Below are 16353 nucleotides of genomic sequence, written 5' to 3'. Positions count from 1 at the left end.
ATGATTCAACTATTCTGAATCTATAAACACTGATACTAGAGGTCTGTTTTGGATAATGTGAATGATTCTCGGCGACCTGCCGAGTTGTCTGATGGTTTAATTGTTGTAGCTTTGGGGGCATCTGCTGGTGGCCTTGAGGCGATTACAGCCCTTCTAAGAAGCTCCCAACCCAATAACATTTAGCCTTTGTTATTGCCCAGCATATGGCGCCTCAGCATCGCAGTCTGTTGGTTGAGTTGCTCTCTAAAAACTGTGATTACGAAGTGGTTGGCGCTGAAGATGGGGTCGAGATTAAACCCAGCACTGTCTACGTTAATACTCCCAATACCGATATCTCAGTGGTTGATGGTCGATTACATATCTCGTTACCTTCTGATGATGTGGGTGCTAAGCCCTCTATCGATAAGCTATTTAAATCGCTAGCTATCAACTACGGAAGCCGATCCATTGCCGTGGTTCTCTCGGGTACCGGCTCTGATGGTACGCAGGGATTCCGTGAAGTGCGTGATGCAGGTGGTATTACGATTGCTCAACAACCGGATACGGCTAAGTACAATGGCATGCCAAATTCAGCGATCCGTGCGCGTTTGGCTGATCTAATCCTTTCCCCAGAAGAGATTGCTAATTACCTATCCGACAGTCACCACCGTCCTGAGGTGTTGAAGTCTGTTGGTAAAGATGAAGAGACGGTTGTCTCAGTCGACACTCTTATTGAGCGTATTTTGACAGAGACTGGCCTGGATTTCCGTCAATACAAACGCGCAACGCTTGAGCGCCAACTTCAGCGCCGTATGTCAGCGTTAAGGCTCAACTCTATCGATGATTATTTTGCGCATGTAGACAAAGACCCTGATGAGTTGGAGGTAGTTCAGCGTAGCTTTCTGATCTCTGTCACCAGCTTCTTTCGTGATGAAGAGGCGTTTGAAGCACTTGGTAAAGTTCTTGATAACATCATTAAACAAGCAGAACAGAGTGGTTCCATTCGTATTTGGGTTCCTGCTTGTGCTACCGGTGAAGAGGTCTACACCATCGCCATTATGTTGGCGGAGCGTCTAGGGGCAACTCTAAGAGGATTTAACGTTAAAATCTTTGCTACTGATATCAACGAGCTCAATCTAGATGTCGCTAGGCAGGGTGTCTATGTCGATGCTGCGGTAGAAAACCTTACACCTGAAGTGTTAAGTACCTATTTTGATCTAGAGGCTAATAAGTATCGGATTAAAAAGTGGGTTAGAGACATGTGTATGTTTGCTAGGCATGATCTAGTAAAAGACCCCTCTTTCCTCAGAATGAATCTTGTAAGTTGCCGTAACTTAATGATTTATTTGAATAACCCTCTGCAGGATCAGTTGGTCAATAATTTCCACTACGCTCTTAACCCTGGTGGCTACCTATTCTTAGGAAAGTCTGAATCCATAGGTTCAACGGGTGACAAACTGTTCGATTTTGTAGATAAATCGAACAAGCTCTACAAGCGTAAACCAGGTGCCGTCTCTTATGGTCGCTTCTCTGGTGCATTGGTGAAAGGTATTAACAATACGGTTCAGTCATTAAAAAACACCAATAATCCAACGCCAGCTCACCGGATAGAGGAGAAGGTCTTTTCAGCACTGATCGACAGTTTTGCCCCTCCTAGTATCCAGTTGAGTGATCAGTTCCAACCAATTAAGTACTTTGGGGATATCTCTCCCTACCTAAAAATCAATCCAGGTAAAGCTAACTTTGACATAGTCAGTCTGTCACATCCTCAGATACAGACCGAGGTTCGCGCTTTGATCAATAGGGTCTCCCGTGGCGAGCAGGACAAAATTGATCACATCGTGCGATTTAAGTTTCCTGATGATGTTACCTCTACCGTTAATATTTCGGTTCAACGCGTGGTTGATAACATCAGTGAAACTCAGGCCTACCTCATGAGTTTCAACCGTATTGTAGAGACTCCTGCCGTCAGCACCGATAATCCACCTAAGGCTTCTGCGGATGCGGGAGTGGTTGAAGAGTTAGAAGAGGAGTTACAACGTACTCGCGATCACCTTCAGGCTGTTGTTGAAGAGCTTGAGACATCAAATGAAGAGCTTCAGGCTCTAAATGAAGAGCTGCAAGCGTCGACCGAGGAGCTGCAGGCTTCTAATGAAGAGTTGGAAACGACTAACGAGGAGTTGCAAGCCACCAACGAAGAGTTAACTACCGTTAACGACGAGTTACAGGCTAAATCGATTCTGTTGACTGACAGTAATGAAACCCTAGTGAATATTCAGCGTTCATTGGATATGGGTTTGATCGTGGTGGATACTGATCATCGCGTCGCTCGATTCACACCGCAAGCCGTTCGACTCTTCGGTATTTTGCCGGACGATGTAGGCCATAAGTTGACTAAGCTGCCTCGTCACATTGATGTTCCAGATTTTGAAAAGCTTCTGGATAATGTCATCCAGACAGGCTCTCCTGTGCGCCGGGAGTTGGAAAGTAAGGGTGAAAAATACCTTATGAACATCAGCCCATATCGCCGTGATCAAGGAATTATTTCGGGTGCTGTACTGACCTTTACCGAAACCACCAAATTGAGTGAATCGATTGATCATGCCTCTCTCGTAGATGCCATGTTAAATGAGGTCGGTAAAGTTATTTCAGAAGGCGTTATGATCCTAGCACCAGGCTTTGCAAAGATCCTGCATGTATCTCAGCGCTTAGAGCAGATCACAATGCGTAACTCTGATGTTCTCTTAAGAGATTCTGAAACCTTCCTAGATATCGTTGATCATGGTGATAGGGAGCGTGTCGCTAATCACTACAAGGACAGTGAGACGCAAGGCTGGGACATGACCTACAAGATCAAACGTCGAGATGGCTCAATCGTCAAAGTTCATGACGTTGCTAAACGTGAAGAGGTTGATGCCCATGAGCACGATATCATCACTTCAATCATTAGGGTTATTGACTAGTGCTTGACTAATTAACCCTATGATTCTAAAAATGAAAGCCTCGGCAGTGCCGGGGCTTTTTTATAACTAAAAAAAACAGGGTTTTACCATGAAAAAAACACTTCTACTCGCTGCAGCTTTAGTTTCAACTTCAGCGTTCGCTGACACTCAACGTCTCGCAATTCATGTTGATGAAAACGATCCTAAAGTAATGAACTTAGCACTAAACAATGCGCAAAATGTTAAAGCTTACTATTCAGCGAAAGGTGATGATGTGATTGTTGAACTGGTTGCCTATGGCCCTGGTTTAAACATGTATCTTGAAAATTCGCCGGTAAAAGAGCGTCTGGAAACTCTAGGTATGGATGAGAGTTTCAAGTTTTCGGCGTGTAATAACACTTATACAAAAATGAGCAAGAAAGCTGGCAAGGATTTGGTGTTGCTGAGTGAAGCCAAAAAAGTACCCTCTGGCGTCGTGCGTTTGATGGAGCTTCAGAAAGAGGGTTATGCTTACTTACGCCCTTAACGCTAAGGGGCTTCGGCCCCTCTATTGAGATTTCACATGCAGCTTCTGATTGCTGATGACAGCCCAACGTTTAGGGCGCAGCTTGAATTTGTAGCCAGACAAATTGGCCATAACCCTAGTGTTTTTGAAACCGGTGACCAGTTGTGGGAGCACATTCAATCACATGGGCTCACTCCCTCTCTACTACTACTCGATTGGGAGATGCCAGGTCTGTCAGGCCCAGACCTCTGTGAAAAGATACGCTTAGCTTATCCCCATCTAGCAAATCACATCATTCTTGTAACCAGTCGAGACGAGACAACCAGTCTTGTTGATGGTCTCTCTTCAGGGGCCGATGATTACGTAACCAAACCGATTAATCGTGATGAGCTAGCGGCTCGCTTGTCCGTTGGGCAGCGAAATATTCTGCTTAGACAGCAGTTGCTAACCATTAATGAGCAACGCATTGCCGCTGAAAAGCTTTCCTCTGTAGCACAGCTAGCCAGCGGGGCGGCACATGAGATCAATAACCCCTTAGCGTTTGTGCGATCTAATTTGGATTATGTTTCGAGTCAAACATCACTACTATCAACACTGAATGAGCTGCTTAACTCCTCTGAGACCAGCTTGCCTCAGTTAAGAGATTGGTTTAACAGGCACCACTTCTCTGAATTGATTGATGAACTCGAAGAGGTTTCCCGTGAGTCACTGCAGGGGGTAACCAGAATACAATCGATAGTCGAGGGGTTACTCAGATTCAACTCCGAACAGGGTTTGCAGCGACAGTCTGTTGATCTGAATAGTTTGCTGACTCAGCTTCTACCTAAAGGAGCTACATTGTCGCTTCCTGAAGCCTTGTTTGTTGTGGCCGATCCAAAACAGTTAGAGAAGATGTTTGCCGCTGTAATAGAGAATGCTGTGTTGGCGTCTCAAGAGGTGAGCACGATCAGGATACAAGGTCGCTTAGTGGGTGGTGAGATAGAGATATCGGTTAAAGACAGCGGTGTTGGCATGAGTGATGAGCAGAGAGCGAGAGCCTTTGATCCCTTCTATACCACGCGATCTATTGGATCTGGATTAGGGTTGGGGTTGAGTTTGGCGCAGGGTATTGCACGACAACACAATGCTGAATTAACGCTAGACAGTCAGTTGGGCATAGGTACTACCGTGATCTATCGTTGTCATGCTGCCTAAAGAGATCTATCGCGGCCATGATGAGTTTGGCACTGTCATTGTTTTGGATGATGGAAACTGTCGCTATTTGAGCTTTGGTGAAACCGATGAGCAGAGCTGTATCCTTAAACAGTCTCCAGAAGTGCCTCAATATGCCTTTATAAGGGCGATGATCTATCCTCTTCTATATCTTTCTCCTAACCGTGCTCTCTCGCTAGGTTTGGGAGCTGGCTCTCTGAATGGGGCGCTTCACTCCATTTTGCCAAATGTGAAACAGGAGATTGTTGAGATCAGTCCTGAGGTGGTTGAGGTTGCTCACAGCTACTTCTATCTGCCTCGGTCTAAACGAATCAACATTGAGGTGTCTGATGCCTATGAATATCTGCAAAGACCAGTAAAACGTAAGTTTGATCTGATCACTGCGGATTTATACACCTCTGAGGGATTAAATGAGATTCAAGTTGAAGCGGTGTTTATCGATGCGGCAGTGGCACGATTAAGTCAAAAGGGTTGGTTGGTGCTTAACTGTTGGAGTGATCATCGTGAAGTGGAGATTTTAGACAGGCTGCGTGAACGATTCGATACTCTTTTTAGTTGTACTACGGGCGATGGTAACTGGGTTCTTTTTGCGACGAACGGGCCCGTTGATGTTAGCAGCTCTCAGATGAAGAGTCGGATTAAAGAGCTGAGTTCACGTGCTGGCTTTGCTGTAAACACCATCGCTAAACGAGTCAGACAAATCGTCTAAATGCTTGTTTTTTCTATCCTGATTGAGACAATGGGAGATCTTAATCAGGGAGAGTGAATGGATCAGTCATACGCCAGTCAAAACCGACCAGAACCGGGTTTGGTTATGCTTCACTCAAACCGTCAAGAGACTCTGAAATCAGTCTTGGTTGAGTGGCTTGCCAATCATCCTCTGGATCTTTTCGATAAAGAGGAGATGCTGGTTCAAAGCAACGGTATTGGACAGTGGATTAAGTTTGCCCTAGCTGAAGATAGAGAGCAGGGCGGTGTGGGTATTGCCGCTAACATCCAATTCTCTCTACCCTCTATGTTTATCTGGCGCGCTTATCGAGCGGTACTGGGTGAAGAAGCCGTTCCTAAAGTCTCTCCATTTGATAAACCACGCTTAAGCTGGCGTCTATTCAGATTACTCAATCGCTTACCTCAAACCGCACCTTTCGAACCTCTCCTTCAGTTTCTGAAGGACGACTCTGATCAACAGAGGCGTTGGCAGTTGGCACAGCAGTTGGCGGATCTTTACGATCAATATCAGATCTATCGTGGCGATTGGCTGAACCATTGGGCAGAGGGTGGTGAGCAGGTTACTGACGCCCAAAATCGTTCATTACCCCTTGCGGCGGATGATTGCTGGCAGTCGCTTTTATGGCAATTCATCTGTGACGATTTGGGTTTAGAACAATCACTCTCTCGTCCTGTTGTACACCAACGCTTTTTGCAAATCTGCTCAGAAGGTCATGTTGATCGGACAAAACTGCCTAAACGATTGATCATATTTGGCGTCTCGTCGCTGCCTAAACAAGCCCTAGAGGCGATTGATGCCTTATCACAGCATATCCAGATTCTTTTCTGTGTTCTTAATCCTTGTAAGCACTACTGGGCCGATATCATTGATGGTCGCGACCTGTTAACGGCTAAGAATCGAAGACAGTTAGAAAAACCTGCAGAGGATCTATTCGCCATTGAGCATCCATCCCAGCCACTGCTAGCGGCCTGGGGTAAACAGGGGCGCGATTTTGTTCGTCTGTTGGATCTCTATGATGAGAGTCACTCTTTCCAGAGTCAGTTTGGTTTAAATCGAATCGATCTATTTGAAGATGAAGCCACACCTAACAGTTTGTTGCACCAAATACAGCATGACATACTCGAGCTAGAGTCACCTCAGTTCGAACCTAGGGTATTAGCCAGTGGTGATCAGAGTTTGCGTTTTTTTGAAGCTTACAGCGCACAACGTGAGGTAGATATCCTGCAAAATCAATTGATCGGCGCGTTGAGGGATGATCCAAGCTTGCGACCACGCGATATCTTGGTGATGGTACCGAATGTCGATGATTATCGTGCTCAGATCGAAAGCGTGTTTGGCCGACTTTCAACCAGTGATGAACGCTTCATCCCCTTTAGCATTAGTGATCAAAGTCGCTCTTCAACCCACTCCATGATTGGTGCGCTCGAGCGTCTATTGACACTAAACACCCAACGCATGGGCGTTACGGTCCTATTTGAGTTGTTAGATGTGCCCGCAATACGGCGTAAGTTCCAATTTGACACTGAGTCTTTAGCGACACTTCAAGAGTGGATCAATGATGCGGGTGTTCGATGGGGATTAAATGCACAACATCGATCCCTATTGGGTGTCACTACTGGAATAGAGCAGAACTCTTGGTTGTTTGGCCTGCGCCGATTGCTGACCGGTTACGCACTAGGCGAATCTGATGGGGTCAAAGGCGTGGTGCCTCTGACGTCAGTTAAAGGGGTCAGTGCCAATGCCGTAGGATCGCTGGCGCAACTCTTAAGGGTGTTCTCTGAGTGGGCCAGTTTTATCGAGAATCACCACACACTTGATCTGTGGGTGGAGCGAATCGAGCACCTGATGACGCAGATATTCGATTGCATCGAACCTGATGAGCAGATGATTGAGTCGTCGCTGTTGACTGAACTTAAGGCGATACAGGAGCGATCCGCCTCAGCTGAGGTTTCAGAACCTGTCCCGCTCCATCTGTTCAGTCAGCTTCTGCTTGATGCTTTGGATGCCCCCGATCTTAACCGTCGGTTTATGTCCGGCGGCGTCACTTTTGCGACCCTCATGCCAATGCGTGCGATTCCCTTTAAACGGATCTATCTACTGGGTATGCAGGACGGCGCTTACCCTCGACCCCAGGTTAGAAACGACTTTGATTTAATGGCTCGCTCGTCACTCTTTAGACCGGGTGATCGTTCTCGCAGGGACGATGATCGATACCTCTTTCTTGAAGCCTTGCTATCAGCGAGGGAGTCGCTTTCAATCAGTTGGGTAGGGCGCAGTGCGGTGGACAATAGTGAACGCCCCCCCTCGGTCTTGGTGGCTCAGCTACGTGATTTTATTGATGCGCATTGGGTCAATCCTGACAAGGCACTACCGGTATTAGACCTGTTAACCGACAAGCACCCTCTGCAGCCATTCGCACAGGACTATTTTGATCAAAACTCTGCCTTAAACACCTTTGCCCATGAGTGGCAGGCAGTGCATCAGCCTGATTCAGAGCTGAGCTCGGTTGCAGCATCGGTTGAGCTAGATCCGCAGCTGTCCATTGACGAGCTCAATCGTTTTTACAAAGCGCCTGCTCGATACTACTATCAATCACTGATTGGAACCTCACTGCCACTCCCGAAAGAGCAGTCACAGGAGAGTGAACCCTTCGTGATCTCTAAGCTTGATGATCATCTGCTCAAGTCGGCGGCATTAGAACTGCTCGGATACCCCAACAAAGAGGATCGTGAGGTCAAGATAGCATCTGTTGTCGATCGGTTAAAAGATCTGGGCACCTTGCCCTGGGGTGGTTACGCGGAAAAACCCGTTAGGGCCATAAAGAGCCACCTTGGATCGATCTGTCGACATCTTGATTGGCTCATCGATCGATACGACTGGCAGCAGCAGGACAGTCTTAAGCTTCATCTTGCGTTGAGTGGTGCGACTATTACCGGTGAAACTGGTGCTCTTTACCAGCTAGAAAAGCAGTGGGCCACTGTGGTTGAGCTTAGCGGAGCAGCCATTGAGAAAGGAGCGGTCAAACAGGATCGCATGTTGGGCAGTTGGCCAAAACACCTTCTCTTAAATGCCTGCTTAGGGCCTACGACCACTTATTTCATTGGTCCTGATGCTGTGACCTACCTTAGAGTAGTTGAGTCTCATGAAGCGATCCGGTTGCTTGAAGCCTTAGATCAAGCGCGTCGAGAGATGCTTGAAAGCCCCAAACCGATCGCGGCTAGAACCTCGCTGGCTCTGTTAAATAAGGGCGAGTCACAGGCTGCCACTCAGTTTGAGGGTGAGTTCACCTTTAATGAACGGCAACGTGAGCCTGAATTGGCTCAACTCTGGGAGAGTTTTGAACAGATCAAAGAGGCTGGATTAGCGGATTTTGCGGCGCGCCTCTACTCGCCACTGATTGATTACAGTGATATTTGGCGCGAGGGTAGCCGATGATTCCTATGCCACTGAACCCACTAGAGTTCCCATTCTCAGGCGCATCCTTGATCGAAGCGAGTGCGGGTACTGGTAAAACCTATACCTTGGCGGCCCTCTATGTTCGCTTGGTGCTTGGTCATGGCGGCGATCAGGCTTTCACAAGAGAGCTACTACCACCCGAAATTTTGGTCGTAACCTTTACCAATGCCGCGACTCTCGAATTGCGAGACCGTATTCGCAGTAACTTAAGCACGACAGCACGGGTGTTTAGGGAACTAGAGCAGAGTGACGATCACTTTACCTCTGCATTGATGCAGAGTTATCCCCCTGAGGAGTGGGAAGGCTGCGCATTGAAATTGGAACGCGCCGCTGACTGGATGGATGAAGCGGCAATTTTCACCATTCATGGTTGGGCGCAGCGCATGCTGACAGCACATGCGTTCGACTCTAATACTCTGTTTGATCTCCAACTGGGTGATGATGGCTTGTCCCAACTCGAAGAGGCGTGTCGAGATTACTGGCGTATTCACTGTTCAGTGTTAGAGCCCAGAGTGGCTGAACAGATAGGGATGCTCTTGAAGTCACCAGAGGCTCTCTACAGTTGGATCTATCGATCACTGTCAAGCGATGCCAAACTGCACTGGAAAGGGGAGCCTATTGATAAGAGTGTTGATCCTCGCACTGTCGCTCAGTCCATCAATGAGTGGCTTAACGACTTAGAGAGCTGTAGCACTAAACTGCTGACTATTTGGCGCGACAATATTGATCAGATTGAAGCATCACTGAGAGGCCAGTTTGAGGCTAAACACTTTAATGCTGGGCGAGTTAAAGAGCCTGGTTTCAGTGATCAGCTTCTGGCGATGCGACAGTGGGCCGTTGATGGAGAGGTGCCTGACAGTCCGGATTCATTGATTCAATATTTGACCTTTGAAGGCAAACTAAACAAAGGCAAGCCTCTGCCTGATCACCCAGCAGTGGATCTACTTTCTGCCTATACAGACCGTCTTCAGTGTCGCCCAAAACTCGAACCCATTTTACTGCACGCCTTAGACTGGGTATCAGAGCGTTTTACAACCCTCAAGGAGAGCACAGGTGCCCTCGATTTTGATGATCTTTTAGTCCTTCTAGAGAGGGGGCTTAAAGGGCCACTAGGGAGTAACTTAGCTTCCAGAGTGCGTGCACAGTATCCAGTTGCGTTGATTGATGAGTTTCAAGATACCGACCCATTGCAGTTCAGTATATTCAGTACGCTTTATCGAAATGTCGATGGTTGCGCGTGGATCATGATTGGAGATCCAAAACAGGCCATTTACAGTTTTAGGGGGGCTGATATTCATACCTATCTCGAGGCGAGAGAGGAGAGCCAAGATAAACTCTATACCCTTGGCACCAACTATCGTTCGAGTGAATCGGTCATTTCTGCGGTTAATGGACTCTTTGTCGATGCTGATCTCAAAGAGAAGGGGGCTTTTCTCTTCAGAGACGTCCATGGTGTGAATCATCTGCCGTTTTATCCGGTTAACGCCAACGGCTTAAAGAGCAGCCTAACCTCAAATAATCAGAGGCTCGATGGTCTACATCTGTTCTGCTTGGACGATGGCGAGTGCATTAATAAGCCTCGTTATCATCAAGCGCTGGCCACTCATACCGCAAGCAAAATCGCCTCGTTACTGAACCGGTCAGATGCTGGCGAACTATCAATGGGTGATGAGCCTATACAGCATGACGATATTGCCGTGCTAGTGAGAAATTTCACTGAAGCTAAAGTGGTAAGAACAGCACTCGATCAATCAGGTATCTCTTCAGTCTATCTGTCTGATAAAGAGAGTGTGTTTGAGTCACAAGAGGCGGAAGATCTTTGGCGAATTCTAAATGCTATAGCTCATCCACGGTCAAAATCGTTAATCATGGCTGCGTTAGCCTCGCCGGTTCTCTGCTTAACACGTGACCAACTCTTGCATCTGAATCAATCTGAGTCTGAGTGGGTCGATATTAGTCAGATCTTTGTTGAGCTCAATCAGATCTGGAAGCGAACTAATATTGCGGCCGTCATTCGAGCTCTGATCACCGAGTTTGATCTACCTCGTAAATTGAGAGCGACTCGAGGCAATAGGGTAGAGAGAAGTTTAACGAATCTATTGCACCTGGCTGAATTGCTTCAGAAACAGGTATCGGTTGTGGATGGTGAGCTGGGTATTATTCGTTACCTAGGCGAGCAGATCGTCAATCCGAGCGGTACAGGTGAGGAGCAGCTCATTCGCATGGAATCGGACTCCGGGCGAGTTCAAGTCATCACCATGCACAAATCCAAAGGGCTAGAGTATCCGATTGTATTTATCCCCTTTGGTGTCAGCAGCCAGTCCATAAAGGTGAGTGATAAGGGCTTAACCTATCGTCTTAATGGGCAAAAAGTTCAAGAACTGAATAAAGATACTCAGAAACACGAGAAGCCATTCAGTGAACGGGAGATGCTTGAAGAGGAGGTGCGGCTAATGTACGTCGCACTCACTCGAGCAAAATATGCCTGTTGGATAGGCTTGGGTGCCGTTGACGGTTTTGAGAAATCCGCAATGGCAAGCCTTCTTGGAATCAACGAGGCACTTCCTAAAAAACCGTCCAAAGAGGATCTCTACGACGCACTCAGTCAGGCCATTCTCAATGTGACCCAGCGAGATGGGGTTTTTCTGGAATCGGTCTCTGATCAAGTTGAACAAAGAGAGGTTAAAACGGATCGTCTGTTCTCACCCGAATGCCAACATTTATCTCTACCCGTTAATCGTGAATCTTGGTGGATGACCAGTTACTCTGCCATCGCAAGTCGCACTCAATCTCATGCAGTCGACTCTAAGATCGAAGAGAATTTGTTGGATCAATCGATTGCTGAAATGGAGCCGTTCGATCATTTAATTCGCTTTGATCAAGCCAAGACCGGAACCATTCACGCCTTTGAGCGTGGTGCGATTCCAGGTAATTTTTTGCATGAAGTATTAGAGCGAGCAGCAGAGCAGAGTTTTTCTCAAACCGCGACCCATTCCGAACTCATAAAGAGTGCCGTATGCATTGAGCAACAGCCAAGTCGATGGCATCAGAGTGGATTGATGATAGAGCAATGGCTTGAATCGATGCTAACCACACCCATTGTTCTTGGCTTTGAGCTGACACTTGCAGGCTTATCTCACTACCAAGCTGAGATGGAGTTTATCTTCAGTGCCCATCATCTCTCTGTCGCGGAACTGGATCAGCTCTGTATTGAGTCAATCTATCCTGAGTTAGAGCGGCCGAGATTGGAACAGCAGACGATCAATGGCCTGTTAAAAGGGTTCATTGATCTTACATTTGAAGTGAATGGGCAGTACTGGGTATGTGATTATAAATCCAACTGGCTAGGACCTGATGCCTCCTATTACACTGAGTCCAAGATGCAAGAGGCGTTGGTGGAGCATCGTTATGATCTGCAGTTGATGATCTACCTGCTCGCCCTGCATCGACAGCTGTTGGCCCGCGATGTTGAATATAGAGAGAATCCAGTCAAAGGATTTAATGAGAAAGTGGGCGGGGCACTCTACCTCTATCTTCGTGGCGTGCCAGAGGGAGAGGGGTGTTTAGTAATCAAGCCAAGCTATGAACAGATCGAGCGTTTGGATCAGTTGTTTAAACAGGGAGCAGACAGTGCAGCAAGTTGAATTATGGTCTGACTCAAACACTGATTTGAATCTAAATCAGATCTTAGAGCTTTGGTTGGAAGCAGGTTGGATTCGTTCTATTGATATGGAACTCGCACTTCACCTATCGGAACTGTATGACAATCAATCGGCATGGGCGGGTTTAGCCTTAGTCTTAGTCAGTCATCAGCTAGGGCGTGGGCACAGTTGTGTCGATGTTCACTCCCTCTATAAGGATCCTGATCGTTACCTGGCACTTCCACCGGAGTTTGCAAAATTAGCCGGTATACCTTTACCCAGTGAGCTGTTTAAGCAATTAACAAAGAGTGAGTGGCTTGACGCAGTTCATCAGAGTCCGTTGATGGGCCTGCCCGATGAGAATACCCCCCTAATATTTGATCATGAGCGTCTCTACTTAAGGCGCATGTGGCAGGTAGAGTCTCGCGTTGCAGAGCGGTTAAAACAGCGTCTATCGAAACCCTCCAGCAACACGGACTCGTTAGAAAAGTATCTGAACCAACTGTTTCCGAACGATGACGCCAGCATTGATTGGCAGCGAGAGGCCTGTGCAAAGTCTGCAATTAAGCGTTTTTCAGTTATTACCGGTGGTCCAGGTACCGGTAAAACGACGACAGTGGTTAAATTGCTGGCGCTACTTAAACGTCTAGCGGATGACCATGGTGATACCTTTGACATTGCACTTGCAGCGCCAACTGGCAAAGCGGCGGCACGTTTGTCATCCTCAATTGGGAGTGCACTTGAGCGCCTTCCAGAAGGTTTTGGAGAGGGGTTACACGCTCAAGTTGATACGGTCCACCGACTCATTGGTGTCTCTTCGGCTGGTCGAAGAAATCGTTATCATAAGGGGCATACTTTGGCGGTTGATCTGTTGATTGTAGATGAAGCATCCATGTTGGATATTGAGCTATTCGATGCGCTGCTTGATGCATTGAGTGATCGCACACAGCTTATTCTATTAGGCGATAAGGATCAGTTAGCCTCAGTTGAGGCAGGCTCTGTCTTGGCAGACCTCTGCCGTGTTGAGAGTGATACAAACCCAGAAGGCTTTGTTAGCCAACTTAAAATCAGTCACCGCTTCAACAGTGAGTCTGGCATTGGTCAGCTAGCCAAGGCCGTCAACCAGGGGTCTTTAACTGACTACCAAGCTGTTTGGCGACAGACCTACAGCGATATTCACTATCAAACGGGAGCTGACCTGCGTCAGCAGATCGCTGATCGAGTCTTAAGTAGCGATCCACAGATACCGGGTTATACGAGCTACTTAGGAAAACTCACTCAGCCATGTTGCGACCCACTTGAGGTGCTTAGGCTGTTTGACCACTTTAGGTTATTGACCCCTCTGCGTCGCGGACCAGAGGGTGTTGAATCGCTTAACCATATTTGTGAGACCCTATTAGCCAGAAAAGGGCTAATCGATCTGAGTCAAGAGTGGTATATCGGCCGTCCAGTAATGGTTACTGCCAATGATTACGCGGTAGGTCTAGCGAACGGAGATGTGGGTGTCTGTTTAGAGCGAGAGGGCAAGCCTAGTGTGGCGTTTATCAACGAATGCGGAGATGCGGTACGATGGATCGACCCCCTTCGTTTAGAGTCGGTAGAGACGGCTTACGCCATGACGGTGCACAAATCACAAGGCTCGGAGTTCAAGCACGTTGCGTATCTGTCACCTAGTCGAGCGAATCCTGTACTGAGTAGAGAGCTTCTCTACACCGCCATTACACGTGCCAGTTCACAATTTACTCTTATCGAGATGAACAGCAGTGTGACACAGCAGACAATCAGTACGCAGACCGATAGAGCCAGTGGGCTTTATCATCGCTTAACCGATTAAAGGGCTAATTCAATCTCTTCTAAAGAGGGAATAGCATCCGCTGTCCCTGGGCGTGTCACCTGTATCGCCGCACCGGTAACCGCAAAGTGAAGTGATGCTTTAAGATCCCCGGTTTGGTCATAGCGCGCGAGGAAAAGCCCCAGAAATGTGTCACCGGCCCCGGTCGTATCAACGGCGTCGACAGTGGGTGAGGGCAGTATAAACTCATCCTCTGAGCCTATATATCGAACACCACGACTACCCAGTGTCACTAGAATATGATCAACGCCGCACTCTTTAATCGGGCGGTTCAATGCGCGCTCTAAATCCTTGGCCTCAATCTCATTGACGACCAACATATTGATTAACGGGAGCATCACTAGGGTCTTATCTGCGTCGAAGGGGGCTGCTGAATAGCAGAGCTTCATCCCTTTAGCCTTTGCGCATTTCATGAAGTGTTCAGTTTGCGAGGTCTCGTTTTGACAGAGCGCCCAATCAGACGCGGTTGCATCCTTTAAGCCCTCATCTACCATCTGTTCGGTAATAGCAAAGTTAGCACCTGGGTAGACAAGGATTTGATTCTCAGCCGACTCTTCATCGACCATAACAATGCCATGACCTGTTGGCGTTTCCGACATAAATAGGTGGGTCGTATCGATATTTAACGCTTCTAATTGGTCGAAGTATCGTTTATCTGCAGGGTGCATCGCACCTATATGCTTAACGCGACCACCCGCTTTAGCAATGGCAACACTCTGGTTTGCACCCTTGCCACCCAACCCCTGTGTAAAGTTATTGGCTGCGAGTGTTTCACCCGGCCTAACTAGGTGGGGCAGTGAGTAGAAGTAATCTATGTTGACTGAGCCTAGGTTGTAAATGGCCATTCACGAATCCTTATTGAGTTCAGCCAACGATATCTAAAAACCTACTTAGTGCAAAGCTTTTGCGTCAGTGCAGCCACTCGGCGACCAAAAATTAGGATCACAGAGAAGGCAATCGGCCAAGCAACCAGATAAGCGTAGCCCCAACGAGCCATAAAACCTTCACCTAAACCGGTATTCACCGTGGTAATCACAAAGGTCATGATCGTTACCATCACCAGAGACATTAACACTGATTGAATAAGAGGAGCGCGTTTTTTAGGAAACATAGATAAGCCTATTAATTAGTAAATTCTAATATTGGCAATGATACGGGATTAGCTTGTAAATATTAAGAGCAGAATTCTACATATCTAAGAGATTAAGACCTACTTAAACAGTTAAATGCTCAATAGCTTTAATTTTCAAGATAAGAGAAAATATAGGCTAATAGATACAAATGGAGCCTAAGGGTGGAAAACCAAGAAACCCCGTCAACCTACCAACAACTGCGTACAGATATTTTAGAGGGCAATATAGAGCCTGAATCGAAGTTATCGATTGCTGTCTTAGCTAACCGTTATGGATCCAGTGCGGCTCCGGTTCGTGAGGCACTCTCAAGGCTCGCCGCAGAGGGGTTGGTAACTCGTCGTGGTCAGCGTGGTTATTGGGCTGCACCTATTTCAGCGGATGAGTTTGTTGAGGTGAGTCGTCTGCGGGAAATGCTTGAAGTGGATGCTTTTAAGCAGTCGATCAAGCTAGGTGATCTCGATTGGGAGGCGGCCATTGCAGGAGCACGCCACCGCGAATTAGCGGTTAAGTCACAGTCTGCTGGGCAAGAAGATGATCAGGTACTTGCGCGTACTCGTGAGAATCGCCGTTTTCACATGGCACTCATTAGCGCCTGTCCCTCTGAGTGGCAGTTACGCTTCATATCGACGCTGTATGATCAGGGTGAACGCTTTCGCCGTTTGGCATTAACCAGCCAGCCATTGAATAAACCATCAGGTAAAGATGAACACGAAGAGCTTATGAATGCCGCATTTGCGCGAGATATTAAAACGGCTACAGAACTGCTTAGACTGCACATCCGTTCATCCAATGAGAAGGTGATGAATACGCTCTTTCCAGAGCGGTAAAAGCAAGTCGCGGTTTGTCGCTTCGCTCCAATTCGCTTCTACAGAAGAGCTACGTAGATAATTTTTTCCGAAGTCC

General features: G+C 47.4%; 10 protein-coding genes. 8 read left to right on the top strand and 2 right to left on the bottom strand.

The genetic code is table 11. The features are described from left to right. The first annotated feature begins 191 nt into the window (after positions 1-191). The 7 genes from XMA127_RS12085 to recD all read left to right on the top strand — a co-directional run bounded on the left by XMA127_RS12085 (position 192) and on the right by recD (position 14299). Positions 192-2942 (top strand): CheR family methyltransferase, encoded by a 2751-nt coding sequence (locus tag XMA127_RS12085; protein WP_371731519.1) that lies wholly within the window; start codon positions 192-194, stop codon positions 2940-2942. A gap of 88 nt (positions 2943-3030) precedes the next feature. Beyond that, a complete protein-coding gene (locus XMA127_RS07700) occupies positions 3031-3447 on the top strand; it encodes a DsrE family protein (protein ID WP_173484500.1) in 417 nt (138 codons plus the stop codon). A gap of 36 nt (positions 3448-3483) precedes the next feature. After that, positions 3484-4620, top strand: a complete 1137-nt coding sequence (locus XMA127_RS07695; protein WP_173484501.1) for a sensor histidine kinase — start codon at positions 3484-3486, stop codon at positions 4618-4620. Continuing rightward, on the top strand, positions 4610-5347 hold the full coding sequence (locus tag XMA127_RS07690) for a spermidine synthase (protein ID WP_173484502.1): 738 nt from the start codon (positions 4610-4612) through the stop codon (positions 5345-5347). The genes XMA127_RS07695 and XMA127_RS07690 overlap by 11 nt, the downstream gene beginning before the upstream one ends. Before the next feature lie 57 nt (positions 5348-5404). Then, positions 5405-8803, top strand: coding sequence for an exodeoxyribonuclease V subunit gamma (gene recC, locus XMA127_RS07685; RefSeq protein WP_173484503.1), 3399 nt, complete (start codon positions 5405-5407; stop codon positions 8801-8803). Further along, complete coding sequence (gene recB, locus XMA127_RS07680; protein WP_173499077.1) at positions 8800-12468, top strand: exodeoxyribonuclease V subunit beta; 3669 nt, start codon at positions 8800-8802, stop codon at positions 12466-12468. Before recC ends, recB begins: the two co-directional genes overlap by 4 nt. Then, on the top strand, positions 12455-14299 hold the full coding sequence (recD, locus tag XMA127_RS07675; protein WP_173484505.1) for an exodeoxyribonuclease V subunit alpha: 1845 nt from the start codon (positions 12455-12457) through the stop codon (positions 14297-14299). The genes recB and recD overlap by 14 nt, the downstream gene beginning before the upstream one ends. Here recD and XMA127_RS07670 read toward each other — a convergent pair. Both XMA127_RS07670 and XMA127_RS07665 read right to left on the bottom strand, forming a co-directional pair. Then, positions 14296-15162: a ribokinase gene (locus tag XMA127_RS07670; RefSeq protein ID WP_173484506.1), complete on the bottom strand. Its 867-nt coding sequence runs from the start codon at positions 15160-15162 to the stop codon at positions 14296-14298. The genes recD and XMA127_RS07670 overlap by 4 nt on opposite strands. 41 nt (positions 15163-15203) lie before the next feature. Further along, positions 15204-15428 (bottom strand): DUF2798 domain-containing protein, encoded by a 225-nt coding sequence (locus XMA127_RS07665; protein WP_173480892.1) that lies wholly within the window; start codon positions 15426-15428, stop codon positions 15204-15206. 183 nt (positions 15429-15611) lie between these two features. On the opposite strand from XMA127_RS07665, the gene XMA127_RS07660 reads away from it, so the two are divergent. After that, a complete protein-coding gene (locus XMA127_RS07660; RefSeq protein WP_173480893.1) occupies positions 15612-16277 on the top strand; it encodes a GntR family transcriptional regulator in 666 nt (221 codons plus the stop codon). Positions 16278-16353: the final 76 nt, after the last annotated feature.

Source organism: Marinobacterium sp. xm-a-127, from assembly GCF_013283425.1.
In the GTDB taxonomy this organism is placed as follows: Bacteria; Pseudomonadota; Gammaproteobacteria; order Pseudomonadales; family Balneatricaceae; genus Marinobacterium_E.
This window is presented reverse-complemented; position numbering and strand designations above follow the sequence as displayed.